Source organism: Bacillus sp. CPT56D-587-MTF (genome assembly GCF_058792335.1).
In genome coordinates, this window is the sequence record NZ_JBYTEF010000002.1 from 383,799 (window position 1) to 410,553 (window position 26,755).

Consider the following 26,755-nt stretch of genomic DNA (forward strand, 5'->3'; position numbering starts at 1 on the left):
CTTTGCTGGCACAAGCGAAATTGTTATGAAGGATCGGGTAGTGGAGCCAGCAACTTTCCTAGCATATGAATAGCTGTGTTTGCAAAGAACAACACGTCTAATTTACTAACCTACGATTATTTGGTATATTTATGATTAAATTATATATAATATTAGTAACATCTAAAGAAATCTATATAAAAAGGCATCTTCCTGGGGGAGATGCCTTTTTGCTGTCCCTAATTATAATATGCCCATCTAAGGTGAGATGTGATAAAACAAGTATGGAAAAAGAAAGGAGTGAATTTGATACGGAGGAGATGAAAATAACATAAAAGTAGAGGTACAGATTCTCCAAAGTAATACAAGTCGCAATTAAATCAACAGGATCTAATTGTGGACTGGTTACAATCGGAATATTGGCTTTTTATGGAGATGTTTTTAGAAAAACAAAACGGTATGAAGAAGAATATATACTAGAAGTTATTAGGAAACAATTATACGGGTGGGGAATGTGAGTTCTATAGTAGAATGTGTCCACAGGCTTGGCACATGCTCGAAATGAAGAAATTCTTTTCTTCATTTTTTAGAAGTCACTCCTTTGATTTTCGCCATTGTATCAGCAGGATTACGTGTTAGAAGTGTATGCAAGAACAATGTCTAGTTCGTGACATATTTCTTGAACCGACTTTTTGAACCGCTCTTCTACTTTTGTGTGAAGAAAAATTTTTCTTCTGTATCGTGGGCAAAATACAAAATGATAGTTCATTCATGATACGGTTGTTTTGGTTCTTCTACACTCATTTATCATGTTCACGTTGTATCAGTTCGATAAAAACCTGCAATGAGTAAGATGAAAAAATATAAAACCAACATTTTGGATACTTAAAGTGCTACAAACCTTAGGGCTTTCTCGTTCGGGAAGAGCTGTAAGGAAGCTGAATAGTTACGATATTACTAAGGGTTTCAACATGACAACATATTGAGGAGGAAGATTCGCAGAACAAAATTCATCCCATTCTCCTTTAGATTAAAGTGGCTCTTTAAAAGCCTTTTTGTTCCATATAGCAAAAATAATAAGAGAAATAATAAAGAATACAACAAGACATATACCCAAATAATCAAAATTAACTACCTGTATGAAATTCCAAAATGGTCCCTGTAAATTATAGTTTTCAATAAGCAAAGATAAAAGTTGATAACCTCCTACTAGAAAAGCCGTTATAACAGATATAGAGGTGATTAATATATTATACGAATTTCTTATTCGACTATTGTCCATTGCCCACTTATAATTTGTATTCATGAATGTACTATCTAATGTATCCATCAATGACATTCCTGCAGCAAATAAAATTGGAAAAGCAAAGATACTTGCAAGTGGAATAGATTGACTTGTTGCTGTTACTGTAGAAAGAGCAATTAATCCAATTTCACTTGCTGTATCAAAGCCCAGACCAAATAAAAAACCGATTATATACAATTGTTTCTGACTATCAATAAAACTAAATAGACGCTGCGTGACCCGATATATAACTCCTAAGTTTTCTGGCTGCGTATCTTCTTGGCTTTGTAGCACTTTAATAAGATACAACAGATTAGTAAACCCGATAATAATAAGGAATGTGCTAGAAATGATTGTGCCGATAATCCCACCTATAGTAGAAAAACTCTCCATTCCATGTTTTGCCGTTCGTCCAATTAAAGCAATTAGTACAATCATTATAAATACTACAGTAGAGTGTCCCAATGAAAAGTAAAAACCTACCCCCTGTGAGCTTTTACCTTTTTCAATTAGCTTCCGAACAGTATTATCAATTGCGACAATATGATCACTATCAAACGCATGACGCAATCCTAAAAAATATGCAATGATAGCCATCCCAATTATGCTATTACCTTTATACAGTGCTGGTAATAATAAGAGAACTCCAAGCACATGAAGAAATAGAATAATAACAAAAAAGTTAATTGCCTTTTTTAGTTCTCTTTTCCACATAGTTACTAACCCTTTCTACTTGAAATTGAATACTCTTGAAAAGAAAAGTGCCATAATAATGATTTGTAAGTGTTCACAGTACTAGTATCGTTGCAGCTATCCAAGATTTAATGAAACGAACCCTGTACAAATAACAACAAGAGGAGGGTGTGCCATCCCCCTTGAGAGACCATACTGGTTCTTAGGCTGGTTTAACTATTAGCGCCAATCACAGTGGCGTAGCAAATATTCATCGTCCCAACGATATCGCTGTGTTTCTCAAATCCGCATTGAGATTTATATTTTCGAGCTCGTGCCGTATTTTTTTCGTAATTTTCTTTGTTTCCATTATGTTCGATACAAGTCTATGTATAAATTGTATATATTCTTGACTACTTTGTTCCAATAAACAGACCTGTTATTTTGTTGGAATCACTTTCACTGTTAGGGTTTGTGGCATGCGTTTAATTCTCCTATTTTTTGATTTTCAACAGCGTGTTTATTTGGTACATTTCTAGCAATAATAAAATCAGAACGCGTTTATCAATTTTACAACTGCATGAACCGCGGAGGTTTTTCTCTCAATCACGTGGAAGTCTTCTTCTATCATCATTTATTCTAGTTATATTATTTATTTTCGGAAGATTCCGATAAAAAATCCGGAAATCTAACTCTATTCTATCTGCCCAATAGGTAGAAGGAATCTTTGATAACTATTTGTTGATTTGTGAGTTACTGATTTTAATACTATCCCTCGATATACTGACAAATATACGTAAATTTCCTATCTATATTTATTTTATTATATGTACCAAACATTTTGATTGAGAAAATGTATTTATATCGTACGATTGATTCTGAAGGAAACATAGTTGATTTTTACTTAAGCCAAAGACGAAATGCCAAGCGCTTTTTAAAGAAGGCCAGGGTTTCTTGGCATGTCATAAACCCTGTACGATGACGACCGATGGGGATGAAATTACTTAATATATATATATATTAAGAAAATATCAATGGATAAAGTCTGTCGAAAAATAGATATAGTTAATCGAGCATCTATTTGACTTATCAGCAGAAGAATGGATTCCATTAGGAAGCTAATGGTCTTTTTTAGAGCCTATTATATTTGTACCCGAGCCTAATAAAAAACGTGCATGAGTATCAATAGTCTTACAGTAGGTATAATGATAATAGTAAAAGGAGAAATCAAATGGAGAATTATCAAACTATGTATGATGTTGTTATTATCCGTGCTTAGTAAACGTCCTTTCCCTACAAGAAGCAGAATTAGCTATGTAATAGTTGAAAAGTGTATTCCAATGTAAATTGTTCACTAGATATGCGCTTCTATAGTACTTCAGATTGTCTGGAAATAGAGAACATCCCTTTCTTATCTCAAGAAATTCAGTTAATACGTACGGAGTTGTTAGAATATTATCGCCTTGTAACAGAACGAGAAGTTATTAATATTGACTGTTATCAGAAGGTTGATTTTGTTTTAAAAGCAATAATTTTGGTACAGTTCATGCGATTGCAAAGGAATTGAACTATCTTTATTTTTGAATGCTCGAAATGTTATGGAAAAGTAAAACAAAGTTTTATCATAATGCCAGTGTAGAAGAAATTAAGGAAATGATAATTCGCATACAAACCCAAAAAGGTAGACTCACAATTCCCCAAGGATTATATACTTTCATTGGTTGACTATTAATCAGATACCGATATGTTGCACAATATCGGTATTACCATCAATTCTCAAATATTGGTGATTAGCTTTAATCCAGACAGGTATGAAACAAACGTTAAAAATGTATTTTGGATAGGAGTTATAGCGAAAGGTATTACGAACAATGTTTGTATTGAAGATGGAAGATTCTATGGATTTAAAATTACAAAATCGTTGTGATGTTTAATATTTTCAGGAAAATACAGAGTATATGTTTCCGGTTTGGAAACATGAAAAAATTAATCTAATGAGAAAAAATATTTAAATATGTATGATAACAGTGTTTTGAATATTTTAAGAATGATGTGGAGAAGGTAAAAAAATTATATACCCCAAAAATAGTATGGTTAGGCTACACTACATTAAATCCTAATTTTTGTGTGTAGTCAACAAATTAAAAATATTTTGAAAGAAGGAGTGTCATGCTACCTACTAATTATAAGCTATGGATTAAAGAAAATTGGTATTCTTTTTTTACAGCTACTTTAAAAAATATATCTCAAGTTATGCTTATTGAAAATGCTATTTCTGGGCTTATCATACTTCTCGCGATAACCATTTTTTCCTATTATTTAGGAGCTGTTGCTTTGTTATCATCCTTAATTAGCATTATAGTCGGAAAAATAGGGGGAGTGGAGGACAAAATCATCAGTCAGGGATTATTCGGCTATAATTCTGTATTGACGGGAATGGCGTTGACCATATTTTTAACAGGACCATACAACTGGATTATTGCTCTTATTAGCGCAGCATTAGCTGCGGTTTTAACAGCTGCTATGATGCATATCATGAAGAGGACAGAGATTCCGGTCCTTACTTTTCCTTTTATCATTTTAACATGGCTCATGCTGTTGGCTTCTTATCGCTTAAAGGTTTTTCACTTAACTTCAAATTTGCTCCCACAGGATCTTTCTCATTGGAAATTAGAGATATCTGGGAAAATAGATTGGGGAGAAGGGGTATTTAACGGATTTGCACAGATTTTCTTCATCCATGGATTCCTATCAGGGATTTTAATTATTATTGCAGTTTGTTTGGCAGGATGGAAACTTGGTCTGTACGCTATAGTAGGAAATGCGTGTGCTTTGTTGATATCGTATACTCTGGGGGGAGAGCATAATCTAATATATTTAGGACTTTATGGATACAATGCTATTTTGACTATGTTAGCTGTATCGGTAGTATTTAAAACCCTCCCAAATCGTTTTACATTGTTCACCGGTATTGTCGCGGTTTGTTTAACCGTGGTGTTCACCGGTAGTATAGCTACTTGGCTTTTACCATACGGACTGCCGACTTTGACTATGCCTTTCGTTTTAAGTACATGGATTTTTTTAGGAGCTAGAAAAATTTTGCCAAATCTATAATCGGAAAATTCTATGTTTTTGGAAAGAAGTTAAAATTTTGTGAAAATGGGATTAATTTTAAATAAACGATTTTAAAAGAAAAACAAATTCGTCAGGTTATGCTTGTTGGTTTCTTTAAATTATCGAGATACACTTAAAATTCTGAAAGAACGTGTTTTATCGGTTTATTCTACAACCATTAGCTACACTAAACTATTGATTACGTAGAAAAGCATATTTTAAATGTGAATAGCTACTTGATGATTGATTACTGGTAAAGTTTGCATAAATAAGGAAGGAATAGGGGAATGTATTAATTGAGTATGTTTTTTATAGCAAAATACTGTTGATTACATGATAAAATGAGGAGGGATTTTTTATGCAATTATCACCACGTGAGATCGACAAAATCATAATCGTTGTTGCCGCAGATCTTGCTAAGCGACGAAAAAAGAGAGGATTGAAATTAAATTATCCAGAAGCTGTTGCATTTATTACTTATGAAGTATTAGAGGGAGCACGGGATGGAAAAACTGTTGCAGAATTGATGGAATATGGAGCAACCATTTTAACGAGTGACGATGTTATGAAAGGGATTCCAGAAATGCTTGATGATATACAGGTAGAAGCTACGTTTCCTGACGGTACAAAACTTGTGACAGTACATAATCCGATTAAATAAAAAGACGGGAGGCTATATACATGCAGCCAGGACAATTATTTTTGAAAGAAGAAGACATTATTTGTAATAAGGGAAGGATATCCATCAAGCTAACTGTAATAAATACGGGGGATCGTCCTGTTCAAGTAGGGTCGCATTTTCATTTTTATGAAACTAATGCAGCCCTCCAATTTGATAGAGAAAAGGCATTGGGAAAAAGATTGAACATCCCTGCAGGAGCTGCTGTACGTTTTGAACCAGGGGACAAAAAGGAAGTTCAATTGGTTGATTATGCTGGCGAACGTCGTATTTATGGCTTCAATAATAAAATGAACGGTTCGAGAGAAAAGGAGGGAGAAAAATGAGTTTCAAAATGTCTAGAAAACAATATACACAAATGTATGGACCTACCACAGGAGATTCTATTCGTTTAGCAGATACTAACTTAATTATTCAAATTGAGAAGGATTATACTACCTATGGTGATGAAGTGGTATTCGGAGGTGGGAAGGTTATTCGTGATGGTATGGGGCAAAATCCCCTAGTAACACGTGGAGATGGAATCGCAGACGTGGTTATTACTAATGTTGTTATTCTGGATTATACTGGTATTTACAAAGCTGATATTGGTATCCGTGATGGTAAAATTGCTGGTATTGGTAAAGCAGGAAACCCATTGATTATGGACAAAGTGGATATCGTGATTGGATCGGGTACAGAAATTATTGCTGGTGAAGGCATGATTGTAACAGCTGGTGGTGTCGATACCCATGTTCATTTTATTAATCCTGAACAGATAAGAGTAGCATTAGCTTCAGGCCTTACCACGTTGATTGGTGGAGGGACAGGTCCAGCGGCAGGATCAAAAGCCACAACGGTTACTCCTGGAGAATGGCATATGCACCGGATGCTGGAAGCAGCGGAAGGAATGCCGATTAACGTCGGTTTCACTGCAAAAGGTCAAGCAGCTTCCGAAGATCCACTTGTGGAACAAATTCGCGCCGGTGCTATCGGGTTGAAGGTCCATGAAGACTGGGGATCAACGGCTTCCGCCATTGACTATGCATCAAGGGTAGCTGATAAATATGACATACAGGTCGCACTTCATGCAGATACTTTGAATGAAGGAGGATTTATGGAAAATACAATGGCAGCGATTAAAGGTCGTGTCCTTCATATGTATCATACAGAAGGAGCAGGAGGGGGGCATGCACCAGATTTAATTAAGTCCGCTAGCCATATGAATATTCTTCCGTCATCAACAAACCCAACTTTACCTTATACAGTGAATACAGTGGACGAACATTTGGATATGTTGATGGTTTGTCATCACTTAAATCCCTCTATTCCAGAAGATTTAGCATTTGCCGATTCGCGTATTCGGCGTGAAACTATTGCTGCTGAAGATATTCTTCAAGATATAGGCGTATTTAGTATGACTAGCTCAGATGCACAGGCGATGGGGCGTATCGGCGAAGTCATTTTACGCACCTGGCAAGTGGCTGACAAAATGAAAAAACAAAGAGGGACATTGGAAGGTGACAGTGAGTTTTCTGATAATAATCGTGTGAAGCGTTACGTGGCTAAATATACTATAAATCCCGCTATTACTCATGGAATTTCTGAGTATGTTGGATCTATTGAAGTTGGAAAAATTGCTGACCTTGTGATGTGGAATCCGGCCTTTTTCGGGGTAAAACCTGAAATGATTTTGAAAAATGGATTTGTTGTGGAAAGCTTGATGGGAGATGCAAATGCGTCTATCCCAACACCTCAGCCAGTTATTTATCGTCCTATGTATGCACAATTCGGAAAAGCTCTATCCAAATCGTCTATTACGTTTATTTCTCAAGTATCCTTCGATGAAAAACTACATGAGAAGCTTGGATTGCAAAAAATGATTCTTCCAGTTCACGGCATTCGAAAACTGACGAAGAAAGATATGAAGTTGAACTGTGAAACTCCTGAAATCACAGTAGATCCACAGACTTATGAAGTAAAAGTAAACGGCGAGTTAATTACATGTGAACCTGTTGACCAAGTGCCGATGGGACAACGATATTTCCTATTTTGAGGTGAAGATATTGATAGTTGAACAAATTATAACAAATATTGAAAATATGGAAAAAGAAGAGATTGAAAAACGTCATATTGAGAAAATTTACCTAGAAAGCGCAGATTTGATGAAACGGGTTCAAAGAACAAAAACGGACCATGGTAAGGAAATTGGAATTCGATTAAAAGAACCGCGTGACCTCGTTGCTGGTGATGTATTATATATGGACGATAAAAATTTAATTATAATAGATGTTCTGTCCGATGATTTAATTGTGATTAAACCACACAGCTTAAAAGAGATGGGGACAATTGCTCATCAATTGGGGAATCGCCATCTTCCCGCTCAATTTGAAAAAAATGAAATGCTTGTTCAGTATGATTATCTTGTAGAAGAGTTACTGCAAGAACTTCAAATTCCTTATAAATGTGAAAAACGGAAAGTGAAAAAAGCTTTCCGTCATATTGGACATAGTCATGGGTGAAAATTTACTTGTATTATTACAGCTATGCGATTCTAATTTACCAACAGGGGCGTTTAGTCATTCATACGGGCTGGAAACTTATATTCAAGCAGACAAAGTGTATGATCAGAAATCATTTTTTCATTGGTTGAGTGTATATATAAATGAGCAGCTCGTTTATTCCGATGGACTTGCTTGCCGTCTTGTATACGAGGCACTAGAAAAGGAAGACTTCCAAAAGATATGGAAGATTGATCGGATGGTGACTGTACAAAATTTACCACGAGAAACGAGAGAGGGCACCCAAAGAATGGGGCACCGGATGTTATTGCTCGTAAAATCTCTGTATGATATTCCGCTTCTATCTGAATATAGTGAGCGCATTAAACAAATGCAATCTTTCGGTCATCCAGCGATTGTATTTGCGATTGTGGGCTACCATTTAGGGGTTCCTACATTTACCACTATTTTATATTATTTATACTCAGTTGTTTTGAGTCTTGTCCAAAATGCAGTACGAGCCATTCCTTTGGGACAAACTTCAGGTCAGAAAATTATTCAAGAATTTCAAACGATTTTAACAGAGGAGACCATAGCTAAGATAAAGGCATTGAATGAAGAAGACTTTGGTATTGTCTCGCCAGGATTGGAACTATCGCAAATGCAACATGAACGTGTGAATATTCGCATTTTCATGTCTTAATGGAAAGGAAGTGTTTTTGATGGAACTCATTAAAATTGGTGTTGGGGGACCTGTAGGAGCAGGGAAAACCGCATTGGTTGAAAAATTAACTCGTCATCTGAAAGATGATATCGACATGGCTGTTGTGACAAACGATATTTATACTAAAGAAGATGCTAAATTTTTAATGACCAACGGTGTACTTTCAGAAGATCGTATTATTGGTGTAGAAACAGGTGGATGTCCTCATACTGCCATACGTGAAGATGCTTCTATGAATTTCGCAGCCATTGAAGAATTAATCAAGAGACATCCTAATCTTGAGCTTATTTTTGTAGAAAGCGGCGGGGACAACCTAGCTGCTACATTTAGCCCAGAACTTGTTGATTTTTCCATCTATATCATCGATGTAGCCCAAGGAGAAAAAATTCCACGTAAGGGCGGACAAGGTATGATTAAGTCAGACCTATTTATCATCAACAAAACGGATTTGGCTCCTTTAGTTGGAGCAAATTTGGATATTATGGCATCTGATACTAAAGTATTCCGTGGTGATAAGCCATTTATTTTTACTAATTTAAAAACTAATGAAGGACTTGACCAAGTCGTTGATTGGATTAGTAAGAATGCATTTTTAAAAGGCTTGGAATAAAGATGAAGAATTGGACAGGTATTTTACGTTTAGACGCCCAGCAAAGGAACGGAAAAACAGTAGCAAAGAAAGTATATTTTCAAGGGGCGTATAAAGTCATGCGTCCTATTTATCATGATGAATCTGGTCAAGCCTGTTATTATATTTTAAATCCAGGAGGTGGTTATCTGGATGGTGATCGCTATCAAATCCAGATTTCGTTAGAGAAACATGCAAAGTTAACATTAACCACACAGTCAGCTACAAAAATATACAAGACACCAAACAAGCCTGCTTATCAGGAAACAGAAATTAACCTTAAGGAAGGTAGCTATCTCGAATATATTCCTGATCCTTTGATTGGTTATCGGGATGCACGATATAAACAAAAAAATGTTATTTATATGAAAAAAGGTTCTACACTTTTTTATTCGGATATCATTACTCCGGGATGGTCTCCTGATGGAGAAGAATTTAGTTATGATATGCTTCAGTTGATTAATGAGATTTATATGGAAAGCGAGTTGGTAGTATATGATCATATTAAACTAAAGCCTGCTATACAGGATATGAAAGAGATGGGCTTAATGGAAGGGTATTCGCACCTGGGATCTATGATTGTGATTGGTGAAAAAGCAAATCCAGATTTACTTGATGTTTTATATCATGCTATTGATGCTAATACAAAGGAATATAAGGTCGGATTGTCATCCTTATTAATTCCGGGATTCACCATACGAGTTTTAGCTAATACTACACAAACCATTGAAAATTTATTCTCTGAATTTCACCATATAATTAGTCACGAATGGTTTAATAAACCCCCTAGCTTTCTAAGGAAATACTAATATTCATGGCTTACCAACTAATGGAACCCCTTGGGTTTTAATAATAAAATAAATGGCGGAGAAAATTGATGGAAGTTACATTTGCGGTTATGACCATTGGTTTTATTTTCGGAATCCGACATACCCTTGAATCAGAACGTATTATTGCGGTATTAACCAAAAATATACTTGGGGTGTTACCGTAAGGGAGCATGAATGCTAAAATGTCAAACTGTCTAGCGATAGACGAAAAGACCTAGTGTTCTAACTCACCCCCCATGGAAACGCTTCATCTCAGTAGGGAGAGTGACGGCTCTGTTGCAAATTTTGACAAAACATAAGTACGTTTATAAAATACAACTTTAGTTTAAGCAGTGCTAAGTAAAGGCTGTAATTCTTTGTATGTCGAAAAAGAGAAGTCTGAACTATGACTTCTCTTTTGTTTGTATATAGCAGGAATGGTAGGTGAGACATGACGAAGATTTTGAAATCCTGCGGATTTAGCAAAACGTCGTTTAATATATCTATAATCATGTTTGATGAGGTTATTCAAATGTTTAACCGTAACAGTACAATGTTTCATATCTTTTTCAATTTTTTGAATGTACAAAGTAGGATTGGAATCGGATTTGTTGTGAGAACCGGTGGTCTCCAACAAATTTCATGAGTCTTTATATAAATATATAAGTAGCTTGATAATTTTTGGTTTTACGAAATTGAATACTTAAGGTGATACCCTTCTCAATCAATTGCATGATACAGATAACATCGCTTACCTTTGACTTTCATATAGGTCTCCTCTAAATGCCAAATATGTTGATTTGTTTTCTCCTTCCGCATTTGATAAATCAAATTTTCATATTCATAAACTGAACGCATGAGGGTTGTTGTAGGATAAATGGATATGCCATGTTCGCTCAAAAGTTCCGATATATCACGATAGTTTAAAGAAAATGAAAGTAGTAACCAACGGCTACCAAAATAATATTTTTCCTAAATTGTTTTCCTTTAAAGCATTATGTACCATCGGCCTCTGTTCAATTTTCCTACAATTTAGCTTAGTTCAAAAAACTTTGCAGCAGAATCTTATAATTTCTTATTTTGAACTAACTCTTGAAATAATGTGTAATCTTCGACTACTTGATGATAATAGTCCTCACTCCATTGCAAAAATTGTTGAGGGAACTGTGGATTTTTTTTCATAAATTCCACAGTATTTTCTGCAAAACGATGGGGAATATATGTTTGATTATAATCTGAATCTGCCCGTGCATGCATACGAGCAAATGCTATTGCGGCGTATTGTACAAATTCTTCTACATCTGAAATTTTACGGAAATCTGCTGAGTCAAACTCATGATACCAAGGAGATAATTTTTTTACTGAATAGGACCGCCCTCGTGTATATAGAGTACCAAGATGCGAATCGATGTTTATACCTGTTGCAAGCGTAGCAATACGCGTCCGTTCTGCATGAGATGAAAACCATCCGTCATATTCTTCTTTGGATAATTGGCCTTCTGTAAACATTGCGGGTAGTTGTTGTTCTTTGACTTCCAACACAATATCATCTTCTGGTTCTGCCGTATTTCCTTCTATCAAGACATAAAAAATATCCCTTCCCACACTGCCGACACCTGAATTTTGTTTATGCACCACATCTTTTCGAGTAAAATATCCTTCGGATTTCGTATCAGCGAAAGACGCTATACTTTTGATATACCCGTTCCACCCTTTTGTAAAATCTTCTTGTTCTTCTGCACCAAGAGAAACGAAAGAGGAGTCATTTGGAAGAAAGATATGCTTTCCATTTTGCAGTAATGTAGTAGTCTGTCCAAGAAAGACCTCGTATGTATAGGACGATTTCATTTCTTCCATTTGTTTTTTGATAAATCCATCTTTCAATTGTTCAGCACGAAGTTCCTTGTATTTTTCCGTCGGATTTTCGATGATTTTTTGTAATGTTGTTTGATATGTTTGTAAAAATGCGGAAGCCATTTGTTTTTGTTGTGCTGTCGATACCTTAATATGAGGCAATTCATCTGTAAATAAAAAGATACTACTCATAAAACGAAGAATATCCCAATAGAATGGTCCTATATAAGAATTCTTAAAGTCAGTGACATCAAATCGTAAAGTCCCCTCACAATCATCAAAAATAGCTACGTTTTGAGCATGCGCGTCTCCTTCTAACCAGGTTTGGATAGGGGTATGTTGATTCCATCCAGCCGGTATCGGAATAACTCCGGCTCGAAGGTCACTATAATATAAAGGGGTTGTCCCCCTATAAAAGTTGAATGGTGATGCCATCATTTTTTTATATTTGTTTGCACGAATCGTAGGATCTTGGATAAAAGCATTAGCCCCTTGCAGTTGGTGCTGTAAATATGTTTGGCGTTCTTCTTTATTTAATGTATTTTTTGTTTGTTGGTTAGATTGTTTAGAATGGGACGTGTATGATTTATTTGCATTAAAAGAACAACCAGTTGTAGCAAAGATACTGATGGCGATACATAGGTATAAAATTAGTTTCATCACTTGCTCCTTTCTATGTTTTATTTCTATTTTGTTTTTTTGATAGAAATATCCGAAACCGACTTTTTCGCATGATTGAATCCACACGAAAAAGACAATATACGCTTCATGCTTATATTGTCCGTTTCTTTTGGTCCTTATCAAATAGGTGGCGTGAAAAATAATATTTATTATAGAGATATTTATTATATCGAAACGGGAGAGCATCGATATGTATGAAAAGGTCTTTTGACAAGCGTAATTTTTATACTTTTATGATATCATTTTTGCAAAAGAGGCCTCATTTTTCGTGTAAGAATGCTGCTGGTGCATCCAAAGATTGTACACGTTATCAAATGCTTTATAAAAATCGGTGTTCGCCGAGAGCTATTAACACAATCCATTTATAAAGAGTTATTATTTGTATTTTTAGTTCCAGTAATTATCGGTATTGTTCACATATTAGTTGGTATGAATATATTCGGTGTCCTTTTGGTTGATCCATATTATCGAATTTGGTTACCCATTGTTATTTTCGTAGTGATTTACTCAATTTATTACTTCAGTACAGTTCAATTGTATAAAAAAATTGTGCTTCCGAAATAAATTTAATGGAATGATATTATTTATATGAAATGGGTCCTAGTGAAAAAACGCTCAAATTATATCGTTTTACCTAAGAACAGACTGGTTCATTAGTCTGTTCTTTTGAGCTCGTAAAGATATGTGCAAGTAGGGCCCATGCGAGGTCCTTCACTAGAGGAAGAATAAGAAAAGCCAACCTCTTTTTTAGAAAGAGAACTTTTTTGTAAATTTCTATAAAATTATCATCAATTTCAATTTTTTTCGGTCAAATTTAAATCCTATTTGAATTGCAACTGTAATGTATTCTTTTTGTCATGTACGTATTTTTTCATCTTCACCAGGTAGTTTAATAATTGTAGAATTAAATCTGAAATAAGGGTTCCAATTCCATTTAAGGTGAAATTATATTTTTATGTTGATAGTAAAAGTACTAATTCGAATTATCCCTTTGTAAAATCCCTTTCTTTGTATTATGTGTCTGCTCTTTTTTGATAAAATTAAATTGCAACATACATAAGAAGGAGGAAAACGTATGAAACGATATAATAAAATGTTAAAAATCGCTCCACCTGTTGGGGTATTAAGCACACAATTAGTTACTTTACAGCAACTAATCTTGAGATTTATATGAAACAGGTATTTTTTCAGGGGTGTGTGGAACAGAATGATGCAAGTAATCATAGGCGTATTTATTCTATGTATGAAACTATAAATCATCTTGTAGAAGTTGACGATTTACATGAACAAACTAATTGGAAAGGGGACTCATATAACTTTGTTTGTCTTAATTATTTAATTTTACCAAGCCAAGAACAAGGTGTTTTAAATAAGTTAAATGCAATTCCAAAAGACAATGTAACACTTCAGCAGATCCTTAAAGCGATAGATGGCTATCATAGTAACACAAATACAATTACTGGTATTGACACATTGCAGATTTCTAATCCCAATGCAGATAAATATTTGGAAGCACCTAGACCGGACTCTAATTCAAATCAGTATCAGACTATTGATATGAAAGTCATTAATCAGTTTTACACCAATAAAATAACCGCATCAACTCAAGAAATAGTAACGACTTATCAAATGAGTAAGGAATTATCTGTCAGACATATTCTGAATGTGGGAGCGAAAGAACCCTTGAAACTTACATTATCAGGTGGTTTGGAAGATATTCTTAAGGCGCAAACTGATCGAATTGTTGAATTTAATTACAATCATGGATATATGAATGCAACTAAAACCATAGATATTGAAATAAAGTTTGTTCGAATTTTACCAGAAAACTTAGAAGTGGCTCCTCGTACAGCTGTTATAAAAACTGCTAAATTGAGTAAACCTATATATGCATCAAAACTATTAGGAATCTCTAGAATTGCAGGGTACTATACGGACTATGTCGATACTTATCTAACGTGGATTCGATTGGGCATTTATAATAAATTCAGGGTAATCTCTCAACACAACCCAATTATTTGGGAGAAACTACAGGAGTTAGGATTTTCTCTCGATAATCGAACGAAAGAAGTTATCTTTAAAGGAGTTATTAATATGATAGACAGGAAAGAAACGGATGATTCGTATACGGTAATCTATCAGGCTTATGAGTTAGATGTAGCTGGGAATATTAATTATAACAATCCTGTAGGAGCTCCTGTAGAAAAAATAAGAAAAGTAGAAAAACAGCAAAATACAATCATTTTAAAATAGGGGAAGTAAATCCAAGCATGTATATTTGGCCAGTTGATGATAGTGTAGCATTTACTAATAATTTGAATTTAATAGAGCAATAATTTGATTTTCAAATCAATATGACTATGTAGCCTCCTTATGGAGGTTGTTTTAATTTTGCCGGTCTTAAACTTAAAAAGTTATATCATTTAATATTGCAAGATATTTACTATGTATTACTTATTATCAAAATCAGTATATGTAAGTAAGGAGTAAATTTGATTTTAGTGCGAATTTAAACTGTGTAATAAAATTTGATGAAGGTTATCTGTAATTATACTATTGCTCGATTTTAAATTAACATTTTTATAAAATTACGTGTGTATCAAAAACATAAAAAGATTGTAAAGTCTATATAAGGGGTATCCAGATGGCGATAAAAGGTTAAATTATTTATGAATTGAATAAGGCGTTTTATGTGTTGCTAAGGTAGGAAACATATATTTTTCTGAGATTATATAGGTTTTGAATTTGTTGGTAGTAATGTATGTATGCGGCTATTTTTTTGAGAATTCAACACTTATCGTTTTTTCACAAGCGCTGTCTGTAGTTTCATTGTAATCAACAACAAACAAGGAGATGAAAAAATGAAAAAAATGTTCATATTCGGTGGTAGTCTTATCATCTTGTTTGCAACAATTTTAATTATCGTACAAATAGAAAAACAAACGGATTCCACTAATACGCAAAAGGATAATGTTAGTAGTAGTCAAATAAATAGTTCTGACTACTACACAAACAAAATTTCCTTTTCAAATCTTCAAAAAAATTTAGAAGAGAACAAAGAAGAAATAATTTACTTTTATCAAACTTCTTGTGTTCATTGTCAAAAAATATCTCCAATTATAGTACCGATGGCGCAACACTTGAATATTGATATGAAAGTTATGGATATTGAAACATTAGATGGTCCTTGGGATGAGTATAAAATAACAGGTACTCCTACTATTATTCATTTTAAGGAGGGTAAGGAATCGAGCCGTATTAGCGGTAAGCATAGTAGAACAGAGTTCAAAAAATGGTTTGAACAAATCAAGACGAAATAGTATAGAGGCGAAATATCAAGAAAAGAGATTTTGTTGCTAGCGGTTTGAAGTTGAGGGAGTTCAAGGAGAATATGAAATATACTATTAAAAAGTTATTTTTGAACATATATGATTTTGACATAACAATAACACCATTTTATGGAGGATTGAAATACAATATTAAGCTGAAAAATGCCAATAATATATAAATCGTTAGGTTATTTTACCATTTTAACCAAGGGGATTCCTTTCTCAAGGAACGCGTAGTGAGGGATTCAGACAAGGGATGAAAGAAAGCTATCTTACTTATTCCACAGACATATATACAGCTTATACGTTTCGTATCAATAAATCTTTCTAACTGCAAGGATTGCGGAGCTATCCTAATAAATTAGAGTTCGTTCTAACTATTTACTTAGGATTCCTCACTTCTAAGGGAGGTAGTTCAAAGGAAAGGAGGATGTTACTTGACCTTGTTCATTTTGCTAAAAATCGTGAAGTAGAAGGACAAGGATATACTTTATCTGCTACGATTAGACGAAATCTAAGAGGTAGGAAATTTGAGCCCATTCTTATATAAATAGAAATACAAATCGTATAAAAAATAGGTGTTTCTGTTGGTATTGATGTGGGATAAAAGATTTTTTCCTTCTTTTTTAATGGCACAATTTTCTATTAGCGTTTGAAAAAATGAATATAGGCGCTCATTATGGAATTTTCATTCATAAAATTTATAAATAGAAATGTGCTGTTTCCCTATTAGCAACACTAAAAATATTAAAAGGTATTTGGGCAATACTTTTCTTGTGCGATGATGTTACAAATATTTGAATATAGGAATGGGAGCAAAATTTATATTATAAATTTTCATTTGGTATATAAATTAAACCATTAGTTGTTAAGAGTGACGAGAGAGAATTACATATATTTTCTAACTGCTGTTTTGAAGGAGGAATGGTTAATAAAATTGCATGAAATTTAGTGTTGATGAATGCTTTAGTTATATTCTCATAAGGCATACATAATGTAGGTGCTATTTGTTTTGAAAACAAGTGTGCATGGTAGTTATTTTTTATACCAAAAACCTTGAAATGTGGATATCAGTTTTGTATTTCTAATAATGTTGCACCACATCCTGATCCGACATGCAAAATCCGCAACTCATTTTTAAAAGGGATATTTTGTTGTAGTTGATTTACTAAGCCCGTATAGATATTTAAAGTAGTAGCTGAGAACCCCTATTTATTTTTGAATTTTTGTGAATTTTCAGTTAAAATATGTGCATATTGTTGTCTATCTTTTTTCCAAGATAGACTTCCGTAATGATGTACAAATGTATCTTTACACAAATAAAATGTATAATTTAGTTGCGTGATTCGAAGGCATATATCATCATCTTCATAATTTCCTGGTGTGAATTGCTCGTCTAATAAACCAACTTCATCTAGGACGTGTCGTTTTATTAATAAACAAAATCCAATTAACTTCAACCGTCTTTCCCATTTGTTTTCATCACCCATATTATATCTAGACGGAAATTGTTGCATTTCTTTTAGAGTTGTATAAGTAGCTGGAATGGCGGTATCATAGGAGGAATTATTTGTCACGGGTCCAACAGCAGCTATATTTTCGTGTTTATACAAACACCGTAATAAATTTGTTAACCATCTCTCTGTTACGATAACATCGTTATTCAACAATAAAATGTTGTCCCCTTTTGCCTTTAAAATCCCTTGATTACAACCTTTTGGAAACCCCATATTAGTTATATTCTTATCAGGTTGACTTGTTAGCCATTCCGTTGTTCCGTCTGTGGAGGCATTGTCGACAACGATTAATTCGTATTCTTCTGACTTTGTATACATTCGTATACTTCGAATACACTCCTTTGTATAAGGGAGTTGATTATGGGTTAAAACAATGATACTTGTGAGCAATTTATTTACTCCTTTCATAGTATACTTAGGTTACTGTATTTTCGAATAGAAAGATTTATATATTTCAAGCTATATTTACGGAGATTTTCATCTGTTCGAGTAATTCAAACTATTCTGGTTACGAAGGAATTACTTTTCTATTAAGTAAATGAAGAACATAAATTTTATTAATCTTATATTTTACATCACCCTTTATTTTGCTTACCATGAAGAAATTATCTTTACAATTAATGAGGATCGCGGATGGCATAATTAAGTAGCACGTTAAAATCAAAATCCTTTGTTTTATTTTATAAATTATTTACTTAGTTATACCGTTTTTTGTAATACGAGAAATGATTTTCTTATTGTATAATTTCAGCGTTCATAATTCGGTGGAAGTGATGGAAGCAAAGAGAGTTCCCCTTAGTCTATATAGTCATTATATGTTAGGTGTAGCAATATAGGATGACCTGGTCAAGAAAAACTGGAACATCAATTAGATTATGCAATTGATTTTGAATATTGATACGGAGTCAAGCCATTTAATGATGAATGAGGGCGAACGGAATGATAGTACATATAAATAAATTCGGTTCTGGTGCAAAGAAAGGATACGTTCCCAAGAAATAATGAGGATTCCTATTGGAATTATTCTTTACGCTGTTAATCCAAATAATTGATGAATAAATTCTTTTTGATTTTGAACAGACTGATCCCGTAAATCAACCTGTTCTTTTTTTATCATATGCATGGCTTCTACTCCTGCAAGTATACATGTAGCGGTGCCAAAAGATTTAAATCCTAACATAGAGCGTACACGTTTTTTAATGAATCGATGGTCTTGCTCCACTACGTTATTTAGATATTTTATCTGCCGAATTTGAGTGCCTAACGGCACTTTTTTCTCGTTCTTTAATTTGGTGATAGCAACTGGATAAGCAGGATTTTTATCAATTGTAATTGTACGAGGTTTTGAGGCATGAAAAGATTGCAAAGCTTTCTTAAAGAATCGCTTTGCAGCCTTATGATTTCTAGTTTTACTAAGATTGAAGTCAATCGTATTTCCCTCAGAATCAACCGCACGGTATAAATACATCCATTGCCCTTTTACTTTTATATACGTTTCATCCACTCGCCATGAATCATTTGTTTGTTTAAGATGACATCGGATCCGTTTATCCAGTTCCGGTCCGTATTGATGGACCCAGCGCATAATCGTTGTATGTGCTAAGGATAATCCTCTTTCTTCCATCATTTCCACCAAATCTCGAAAACTTAGATTGTACCGTAGGTACCAACGTACAGTTAATAAAATTATATCTGGTTGGTAATGCTTCCATTTAAACAAATTGTCCTTTTTCATACTGATCACATCCCTTTTGCAGAGTAATCGTATCAGTATGTCCAAAATTAGAAGATTACTTGCAATTAACCTAATTTTTTTGCACCAGATTCAGTCAACCTGTGGCATGACGTTTTAGCACGGTGGTTACTTTTGTTAGCGTCACATAAAGATCAGAATCTTATAGAAACGTTGGAGGCGATTGCGATGGAGCAAGATGAACCATTGCAGGAAGCGATTCAGAAGTGGGATGATATGAGTCATAATCAGTCGTTTCGTAGCGAGTATGAAGCAAGGAAGAAAAGCTTGTTAGATGAGGATGTGGCGGCTGCACATGCAGAGAAAAAAGGAATGGAGCAAGGGAAAATACAATTGATTCAGGATATGTATAAAAACGGAATGGACATAGAGGATATTTCAAAATTTACAAATATGGATATATTGAAAATACGCGGTGTTTTGGAGTGATTTGTGTGATGGAACTTCAGAATTTAATGTATACGATTGTATCACAATAAGAAGAAGCATCTATCTCCCAAAGTTCTCAATATCATAGACGTATTGTTTAATTGTGGGGGCTTTCTTCCGCGACTAGATAAGAAGAAAGAAAAATCCAATTTTCATTTTAGCTTAGCTGGATATTTCCAAGCTCGTTTCTCTTTTTTAACAGGGTTTATTTTTGTTTTTTGTTTCTCTACTTTGTTCTTCGCTTGATTTTGTTGTTCGAATGTATCTAGCTTTGATTGTATTTGTTCCATCTGTTCTTTTACGTCCTTAAGTTCCAATTTGATTTCGGATAGTAATCTTAAAATGGCATCACCTTTATTCATTGTAGTGACCTTCTTTCTTAGTTATAGACTTTCTCAATATAAAAAGATTTAATTTTCAGTTATTTAAGTTATAATAAAGAAGAATAACTTTCATTGCTCCTTTTTCAAAAGAACGGACTGGCAGTCCGTTCTTTTTATTTGATTCTATTCTATCCTTTTTTCATTTTCATGGCTATTATGTTTAGTTAATTTCATATCATCTTAATTTGTGAACAGATTATTTTCATAGGTTGTTCGTTTTTGCTTCTAAACCATGCATCATCCTTTTAAATGGTTTGTATGAATAGGTCACTCATTTTTTAGGGTAAAATCAATAATCTTGGTCATCCATCGTCCTTCTGGAGCTGATTGAAGATAGATTAATACTTGGAACAGCAATAGATTTATTTTTTCACAATTGCATTTTGTAAAAAGTATCAAATAAAGAGTTGTATATGGCGTATACAACTGTACAATAATGAATTCTGATTTCATAGGTTGGAAAATATCTTAATGAATACTTTGCGTCCGAAAGGGGTAACAAGAAGATTTGCCTCTCCATTGATATATGGCCTGGATTTTCTGGATTTGATTCCTTTTGTAGTTGTATAGAATTTTCGTTTTAATAGGTGAGCATCAGCGTATTTCTAGCAAAACGAAGCCAAAACTTGAGCTTAAGCTTTGGCTTTGTAATAATATGATACCCGCAAACGCAAGTGTTAAATTTTCTGATAGTTTAAATTCATCATCATGTTGTAAGGGACGAGTTAGCTCATTACAGCCCTTCCCGAACGAGAAAGCCTCTCGCTTTTCGGCATGGGATGAAAGTGAGGTTGGATACGAAGTACTACCAAAATGTTGGTATTATATATTATTGTATCGATTTGTTGTGGTTAGTCCTGTAAATTGATACATTGTGAACATGATAAATGATTATAGAAAAATCAAAACAATCGTGTCATTCATTCTCATTTTGTGTTTTGCCCAAGATACAAAAGTAGAAGAACGTTTCAAAGAGTTGGTTCAAGAAATATGCGAAGAATTGGATTTTTCTATTGTTGCAATGGAATGCGACAAAGACCACGTTCACTTGTTTTTGTATACACTTCCAACAAAACAACAAATCATGCTATTGGAACCAAGTAGCCACGAGTATATAAAAGTCATGAATGCCTTTCGTCAACTTGATGATACAGAACAAAGATGGATGCAAGACCAAGACCACAAAGTAAGTCGTGAAATCGTCGATTTTGCAACGAATCATACTATTTCTGTCATTCGATTAGAGCAACTCACGAACATGAGACAGACGGCACGAACAAGCCGTAAAAACGAAAAAAATCTACACACTTGGTCATTCCATCGTTTCGCACAATTCATCGCGTACAAAGCGACATTAGTTGGCATAAAGGTCGAATATGTGAACCCCTCTTATACAAGTCAAACATGTCCGAAATGTTCTGAAAAGAACAAGGCGCAAGACAGAACATACAAGTGCCCATGTGGATTTGAGAAACATCGTGATATCGTTGGGGCGATGAATATTCGCTACGCAACTGTGGTTGGCGGTAATAGTCAATCAGCTTAAGAACCTATATGGTCTGTCTTAGGAGGGGTGATGGCACACCCTCATCTTGAAGGTTGTTCAAAACAGAAATGGACTGCGAACGCTTCGTCATTCAAGAATGCCATCCGTTACACCGTAAGGTGTAGGACTTGCGGTTTTAGCCGTGGGAGTGTCAAATATAAGGTAGTGGATGTCGGTTAAAATGAACGTTTCAGATTGTGCATATTTTCGTTTAGGTACAAACGCTTTAGGATTCCTGTGAAGTCCGCCAAGTAGATGAAAATGGTTTTATGCTTATTAATTAGAAAAATTGCTTCAAGACTATGAGAAAAATCATTCACATATAGATTTTATCCAATCTTTATTTCATTTGCATCCTATCTTTATAAGTGTTCTTTAAAATGAAAATTAGTTATTTAATTAATTACTGGCTATAAATAATTGAGGAGGACACACATATGTATAAAAAAAGGAGTGGCATTATTTTTTCGATGCTTTTAACCACGGTTATTATGAGTACAGCACCAACAGAAAGCATTCAAGCGAACGCTGGTAATTTTGATCTAGATGGGGTACAACCAGAGAATGTAAACAAAAATCTAGGGAATATCCAGGTATCTATGCTAAACACAAGTACGGCAGCCTCTCGTCAGCAGAAATCTTATACGGATCATATTGCTGTTTCTTTAATTGAATTCCCGAATATGAAGCATAATCAAATTAAATCAGAAACAGATTTTTATACAAAAGATTTTAACAAAGCTCACTATGAGAGAATGTTATTTAATAATGGCATTTTCAAAACCCCGGAAGGAATAAGTATGCCCTCCCTAAATGAATATTATAACGAACAATCGAATGGATTTTGGAATGTAAAAGGAGTGGTTTCATCATGGATGCAGGCGAAGAATAATATAGAATATTACAGAGATTTTAAAGGTGAACCGTTTGAAGGATTTGGAGAATTAGTGAAAGAAACACTCACACAAGTAGGGCAATCTATTAAAGGAAAGGAAAATTTATATGATCAAAAAGATCCCGATGATTTAGATAGAGATGGAAATAAGGTAGAGCCGGATGGATTCTTAGATAATTTAGTAGTAGTTATGGCAGGGGGGACCTCTGATATGTATGTTGTGCCCTATACAGGGGAGCTTAAAGAACCTGCACAAATTCCTGGTACGACTCTGAAAGCAAAGAAATTCACTATTATTCCAGAGGACACTGCGGTAGGTACTCTGGCTCATGAATATGGTCATAATCTTGGTTTACCGGATTTATATGATTTTGGTGGTAAAGGGTCTGCTGATATGTGGTCATTAATGGCTTTTGGCGCACTTAATGGACAGCCAGGTGGAATTGAACCTAGTAACTTTGATCCATGGTCCAAAATGTTTTTGCAGTCTACTTATGGAGGAAAGTGGATTAAACCCATCGAGGTAGATTACAAGGACTTAGAGAAAAAGAAAGAGTTTGTATTGGAAGAAGCTACTAGTAAAAATCCTGCTCGAAAAGTAATCAAGGTGAACCTTCCTCCAGTAATGAAAAATGGTGTACAATATCCTAATTATTATCTCATAGAATGGCGTAGCCATAATGGGGCGGATAAAGGACTTAATAAGACTGCTGCTGGTTATAAAGGATTATCAGCTGATCCTGGAATGATTGTTTGGTACTATGATGGACGTTATACAGATAATCAAGAAAGTAACCATCCTGGTCATGAGATGCTTGGGGTTATCGATGCACATCAACAAATACTGTATTACAATCATGATAAAACGAAGCCGGCTATGAGTAGCTTGCAAAATGCGGATGCAGCTTTTGGCCTACGAAAAACCACACCCATTAAAGTAGAAACACCACAAGGAAATGTAGATTCTCCGGCTCAAGAAGGAGTATCTGCTTTTAGTGATCAAAATAATTATACAGACAAAATTCTTCCCAAATTGGGCCTTCAGTTTAAAGTTGTAAAAGAATGTGAAAATGGACGTGGTGTAACTATTGCAATTTCTAAAAATAAATAAAATTTTTGTATGTAAACATAGGGGAAACGACGAATAATACGTGATATCTCTCGAAAGGGGATATAGCTGTACATGAAGAAACGAGCGGAAATCGCTCGTTTCTTCATGTACAGGCTTCTTCAACTGATCCAGGATAGGAATAAAAGGTATATCAAACTCTTTAAAAAGACTTTCCTACGCGGTCGAAAGGTTCACTATACAACGGGATTTGTTAGCTAATGAATGTAAAAACACAAGTTTGATTTCATAATAATCAGAATAAATATTATCAATTCACTTTACCTTACATGTATGCGAAAATGTAACCAAGCTAAACTTTTCTTTCAACCTTTTCCCTAGTAAAGGTTGAAATGATACAAAATTTTTAGTCTGAAAAGAAAAAGCTCATTTCTTGTGAGAAATGAGCTTTTTCTTCTGAATCTATTGAATTCAAAAATAAATTCTCTACTCTTTTTCATACATATATTATCATAATATATACCGCATTATTCTTGTTTTTTTGTCTGAATTATCATGAAGTTTGAAACCTCGAAAATTAGAATGTGGCTTAGAATAGAAAAATAATAATAAATTTGTTAGGGGAATAAGCAAGGTACGAAAAAAGGTGGCGCAATATCTTTGATACGATTTTAGCATGGAAATGAATTTATCTAACGGATTTTTATTTTTCGTTCCCTACAAAGAGTATTGATGATTTAACTAAATAGATTGAAGATAGTATCTATGAGATTGCAAATCCTGCTGATTGTAGAAATTGTTTCATTGAAATATATTGTAAGGGATTATATTTGTTTTATCATAATATTATAAATAAAAAATGTATATTTCTGTAGAGAATAGGAGAACTAATATTGACTAAGAAATTTAGATTATCGAATGAAGAAGAAAAACAATTCAATCAATTACTTACAACATATGATTTTGCAGAAATATTAGCGATTATTTGGAGATATGGATCCAAACGAAAAGGGTATTTTTCTATCAGAAATAAGAAAAAAGAAATTCCAGAGAGATTTCGTGAATTAGTTGTGAGAAGTAATTCTATAAGATACTGCAAGAGAGAACGTGAAGGGAAAGTGAATTTTTGGGAAATTGGAATAAATGAAAGTCATCCGCTTGTGAAAAAGATAGAGGAAATGAACTGGACGCCAATTTCAGAAAAAAATCGAACTTTTCCCAAAGGTATTTTTAACGAAAAAGTGTTTGTAGCAACTTATATTCGCTTATTACATGATTTAGGAACTGTACATGGCCAAGATAAAGGAAAATTATATAAACGCGCGCGCTTACGCATACATGGGTCGAATCTGGTGCAAAAAAATTAGGTTAATTGCAAGTAATCTTCTAATTTTGGACATACTGATACGATTACTCTGCAAAAGGGATGTGATCAGTATGAAAAAGGACAATTTGTTTAAATGGAAGCATTACCAACCAGATATAATTTTATTAACTGTACGTTGGTACCTACGGTACAATCTAAGTTTTCGAGATTTGGTGGAAATGATGGAAGAAAGAGGATTATCCTTAGCACATACAACGATTATGCGCTGGGTCCATCAATACGGACCGGAACTGGATAAACGGATCCGATGTCATCTTAAACAAACAAATGATTCATGGCGAGTGGATGAAACGTATATAAAAGTAAAAGGGCAATGGATGTATTTATACCGTGCGGTTGATTCTGAGGGAAATACGATTGACTTCAATCTTAGTAAAACTAGAAATCATAAGGCTGCAAAGCGATTCTTTAAGAAAGCTTTGCAATCTTTTCATGCCTCAAAACCTCGTACAATTACAATTGATAAAAATCCTGCTTATCCAGTTGCTATCACCAAATTAAAGAACGAGAAAAAAGTGCCGTTAGGCACTCAAATTCGGCAGATAAAATATCTAAATAACGTAGTGGAGCAAGACCATCGATTCATTAAAAAACGTGTACGCTCTATGTTAGGATTTAAATCTTTTGGCACCGCTACATGTATACTTGCAGGAGTAGAAGCCATGCATATGATAAAAAAAGAACAGGTTGATTTACGGGATCAGTCTGTTCAAAATCAAAAAGAATTTATTCATCAATTATTTGGATTAACAGCGTAAAGAATAATTCCAATAGGAATCCTCATTATTTCTTGGGAACGTATCCTTTCTTTGCACCAGAACCTTATTTTCTACTCGCATACCGGTTTCATCAAAATGGACAACAGGAGACTGAAGAATCTTGTCTTTTACTTCTTGGAGAAAGGGCTGTAATTGAGCCGAAAAACTGTTTGTATGATTTATCAAAGTTCCTTCACTAATCGAATGTCCAAAACAATCTTGAAAGAATTCTTTTGTGCGTTTCAAAGAAAGACACTGATAATGTGTTAAATAAGGAACCAGTCTTTTTATATTTGGACCATATTGGACAGGACGAGAGACGGTAGAAGGAAACAGGGCTCCTTGGATGGCATGGCAATGTGGGCATTCTTTTTGTGACACTTTATGTTCCGTCACTTCTATCTGGATAGGTGGTAAATCATACACTTGGCGAATGCGGTATCCTTTTACAGGTTCTTGGTGTAAGGACGTGTTACAACAAGTACAATATGTAGGAGAATACGTAATTGTATGGTCTGGAGTCGCTGTCAAACCAAGAGTATGTCCTTTGTGGCCCAACTGGCCACCAGTTTGACGATGAGACGATTTGCGTAAACTTTTTGTAACAGGCTTACGCAAACCATCTGTAGAAGGTGGTTTATGACTATTTGTAGAGTTTTTTTTTGAAGCATTTTCTAGTTCGAGTATCCGTTTTTCTAACTTAGAAAATGTTTCTTCAAATAAAGAAATAACAGCTTCAGGTCCTTTTTTATATGCATCTAAAATGATTTTTCGATCGACCATC

Annotated in this window: 18 protein-coding genes and 9 pseudogenes; 18 read left to right on the forward strand and 9 right to left on the reverse strand. The window is 34.3% G+C overall.

The genetic code is table 11. The features are described from left to right. Positions 1-561 precede the first annotated feature (561 nt). The 3 genes and pseudogenes from AC3WVZ_RS31215 to AC3WVZ_RS31225 all read right to left on the reverse strand — a co-directional run. Positions 562-748, reverse strand: a pseudogene (locus AC3WVZ_RS31215) (transposase); the annotation flags it as partial. Between the two features lie 261 nt (positions 749-1,009). Next, the gene (locus AC3WVZ_RS31220) at positions 1,010-1,978 is read right to left on the reverse strand and encodes a HoxN/HupN/NixA family nickel/cobalt transporter (protein ID WP_233936723.1); all 969 of its coding nucleotides are present in this window, start codon (positions 1,976-1,978) and stop codon (positions 1,010-1,012) included. A gap of 191 nt (positions 1,979-2,169) precedes the next feature. After that, positions 2,170-2,286, reverse strand: a pseudogene (locus AC3WVZ_RS31225) (RNA-guided endonuclease TnpB family protein); the annotation flags it as partial. Between the two features lie 497 nt (positions 2,287-2,783). On the opposite strand from AC3WVZ_RS31225, the pseudogene AC3WVZ_RS31230 reads away from it, so the two are divergent. The 9 genes and pseudogenes from AC3WVZ_RS31230 to AC3WVZ_RS31270 all read left to right on the forward strand — a co-directional run. Then, positions 2,784-2,909, forward strand: a pseudogene (locus tag AC3WVZ_RS31230) (DDE-type integrase/transposase/recombinase); the annotation flags it as partial. Between the two features lie 1,196 nt (positions 2,910-4,105). After that, complete coding sequence (locus AC3WVZ_RS31235; RefSeq protein ID WP_233936724.1) at positions 4,106-5,050, forward strand: urea transporter; 945 nt, start codon at positions 4,106-4,108, stop codon at positions 5,048-5,050. Between the two features lie 358 nt (positions 5,051-5,408). Beyond that, the gene (locus AC3WVZ_RS31240) at positions 5,409-5,711 is read left to right on the forward strand and encodes an urease subunit gamma (protein WP_233936725.1); all 303 of its coding nucleotides are present in this window, start codon (positions 5,409-5,411) and stop codon (positions 5,709-5,711) included. A gap of 20 nt (positions 5,712-5,731) precedes the next feature. Beyond that, positions 5,732-6,055, forward strand: a complete 324-nt coding sequence (gene ureB / locus AC3WVZ_RS31245) for an urease subunit beta (protein WP_233936726.1) — start codon at positions 5,732-5,734, stop codon at positions 6,053-6,055. Next, positions 6,052-7,764: an urease subunit alpha gene (gene ureC / locus AC3WVZ_RS31250; protein ID WP_233936727.1), complete on the forward strand. Its 1,713-nt coding sequence runs from the start codon at positions 6,052-6,054 to the stop codon at positions 7,762-7,764. The genes ureB and ureC overlap by 4 nt, the downstream gene beginning before the upstream one ends. A gap of 10 nt (positions 7,765-7,774) precedes the next feature. Continuing rightward, positions 7,775-8,230 (forward strand): urease accessory protein UreE, encoded by a 456-nt coding sequence (gene ureE / locus AC3WVZ_RS31255; RefSeq protein WP_233936728.1) that lies wholly within the window; start codon positions 7,775-7,777, stop codon positions 8,228-8,230. Beyond that, positions 8,223-8,912, forward strand: coding sequence for an urease accessory protein UreF (locus tag AC3WVZ_RS31260; protein ID WP_233936729.1), 690 nt, complete (start codon positions 8,223-8,225; stop codon positions 8,910-8,912). Before ureE ends, AC3WVZ_RS31260 begins: the two co-directional genes overlap by 8 nt. Before the next feature lie 19 nt (positions 8,913-8,931). Beyond that, complete coding sequence (ureG, locus tag AC3WVZ_RS31265) at positions 8,932-9,543, forward strand: urease accessory protein UreG (protein WP_233936731.1); 612 nt, start codon at positions 8,932-8,934, stop codon at positions 9,541-9,543. A 2-nt stretch (positions 9,544-9,545) separates the two neighbouring features. Continuing rightward, positions 9,546-10,370, forward strand: coding sequence for an urease accessory protein UreD (locus AC3WVZ_RS31270; RefSeq protein WP_233936733.1), 825 nt, complete (start codon positions 9,546-9,548; stop codon positions 10,368-10,370). A gap of 346 nt (positions 10,371-10,716) precedes the next feature. Here AC3WVZ_RS31270 and AC3WVZ_RS31275 read toward each other — a convergent pair. Both AC3WVZ_RS31275 and AC3WVZ_RS31280 read right to left on the reverse strand, forming a co-directional pair. Next, positions 10,717-11,335: pseudogene (locus AC3WVZ_RS31275) on the reverse strand (IS6 family transposase). A 100-nt stretch (positions 11,336-11,435) separates the two neighbouring features. Further along, the gene (locus AC3WVZ_RS31280) at positions 11,436-12,884 is read right to left on the reverse strand and encodes a DUF2252 family protein (RefSeq protein ID WP_233936734.1); all 1,449 of its coding nucleotides are present in this window, start codon (positions 12,882-12,884) and stop codon (positions 11,436-11,438) included. A gap of 293 nt (positions 12,885-13,177) precedes the next feature. Here AC3WVZ_RS31280 and AC3WVZ_RS31285 point away from each other — a divergent pair. The 3 genes and pseudogenes from AC3WVZ_RS31285 to AC3WVZ_RS31295 all read left to right on the forward strand — a co-directional run. Beyond that, positions 13,178-13,469, forward strand: a pseudogene (locus tag AC3WVZ_RS31285) (ABC transporter permease); the annotation flags it as partial. A 633-nt stretch (positions 13,470-14,102) separates the two neighbouring features. Continuing rightward, positions 14,103-15,158 carry a hypothetical protein gene (locus tag AC3WVZ_RS31290; protein ID WP_233936736.1) on the forward strand — a complete coding sequence of 352 codons (1,056 nt, stop codon included), beginning with the start codon at positions 14,103-14,105 and terminating at the stop codon, positions 15,156-15,158. 608 nt (positions 15,159-15,766) lie between these two features. Then, positions 15,767-16,225, forward strand: a complete 459-nt coding sequence (locus tag AC3WVZ_RS31295; protein WP_233936737.1) for a thioredoxin family protein — start codon at positions 15,767-15,769, stop codon at positions 16,223-16,225. Positions 16,226-17,061: 836 nt separating this feature from the next. On the opposite strand, the pseudogene AC3WVZ_RS31300 reads toward AC3WVZ_RS31295, so the two are convergent. Both AC3WVZ_RS31300 and AC3WVZ_RS31305 read right to left on the reverse strand, forming a co-directional pair. Further along, a pseudogene (locus tag AC3WVZ_RS31300) lies at positions 17,062-18,141 on the reverse strand (glycosyltransferase family 2 protein). 637 nt (positions 18,142-18,778) lie between these two features. Further along, positions 18,779-19,486: an IS6 family transposase gene (locus AC3WVZ_RS31305; protein WP_233936150.1), complete on the reverse strand. Its 708-nt coding sequence runs from the start codon at positions 19,484-19,486 to the stop codon at positions 18,779-18,781. A gap of 99 nt (positions 19,487-19,585) precedes the next feature. On the opposite strand from AC3WVZ_RS31305, the gene AC3WVZ_RS31310 reads away from it, so the two are divergent. Then, positions 19,586-19,933, forward strand: coding sequence for a hypothetical protein (locus tag AC3WVZ_RS31310; RefSeq protein WP_282082075.1), 348 nt, complete (start codon positions 19,586-19,588; stop codon positions 19,931-19,933). 152 nt (positions 19,934-20,085) lie between these two features. Here AC3WVZ_RS31310 and AC3WVZ_RS31315 read toward each other — a convergent pair whose 3' ends face one another. Next, positions 20,086-20,295: a hypothetical protein gene (locus AC3WVZ_RS31315; protein ID WP_233936741.1), complete on the reverse strand. Its 210-nt coding sequence runs from the start codon at positions 20,293-20,295 to the stop codon at positions 20,086-20,088. Positions 20,296-21,196: 901 nt separating this feature from the next. On the opposite strand from AC3WVZ_RS31315, the pseudogene AC3WVZ_RS31320 reads away from it, so the two are divergent. From AC3WVZ_RS31320 to AC3WVZ_RS31340, 5 genes and pseudogenes are all read left to right on the forward strand, one after another. Further along, positions 21,197-21,388: pseudogene (locus AC3WVZ_RS31320) on the forward strand (transposase); the annotation flags it as partial. A 45-nt stretch (positions 21,389-21,433) separates the two neighbouring features. Further along, positions 21,434-21,862, forward strand: a pseudogene (locus AC3WVZ_RS31325) (RNA-guided endonuclease TnpB family protein); the annotation flags it as partial. Positions 21,863-22,299: 437 nt separating this feature from the next. Then, positions 22,300-23,868: an immune inhibitor A domain-containing protein gene (locus AC3WVZ_RS31330; RefSeq protein WP_233936742.1), complete on the forward strand. Its 1,569-nt coding sequence runs from the start codon at positions 22,300-22,302 to the stop codon at positions 23,866-23,868. Between the two features lie 851 nt (positions 23,869-24,719). Next, entirely contained in the window at positions 24,720-25,193 is a 474-nt protein-coding gene (locus tag AC3WVZ_RS31335; RefSeq protein ID WP_233936743.1) for a hypothetical protein, read from the forward strand. A 70-nt stretch (positions 25,194-25,263) separates the two neighbouring features. After that, the gene (locus AC3WVZ_RS31340) at positions 25,264-25,971 is read left to right on the forward strand and encodes an IS6 family transposase (protein WP_233936150.1); all 708 of its coding nucleotides are present in this window, start codon (positions 25,264-25,266) and stop codon (positions 25,969-25,971) included. A 63-nt stretch (positions 25,972-26,034) separates the two neighbouring features. Here AC3WVZ_RS31340 and AC3WVZ_RS31345 read toward each other — a convergent pair. Then, positions 26,035-26,754 (reverse strand): annotated as a pseudogene (locus tag AC3WVZ_RS31345) (IS66 family transposase); the annotation flags it as partial. Position 26,755 lies beyond the last annotated feature (1 nt).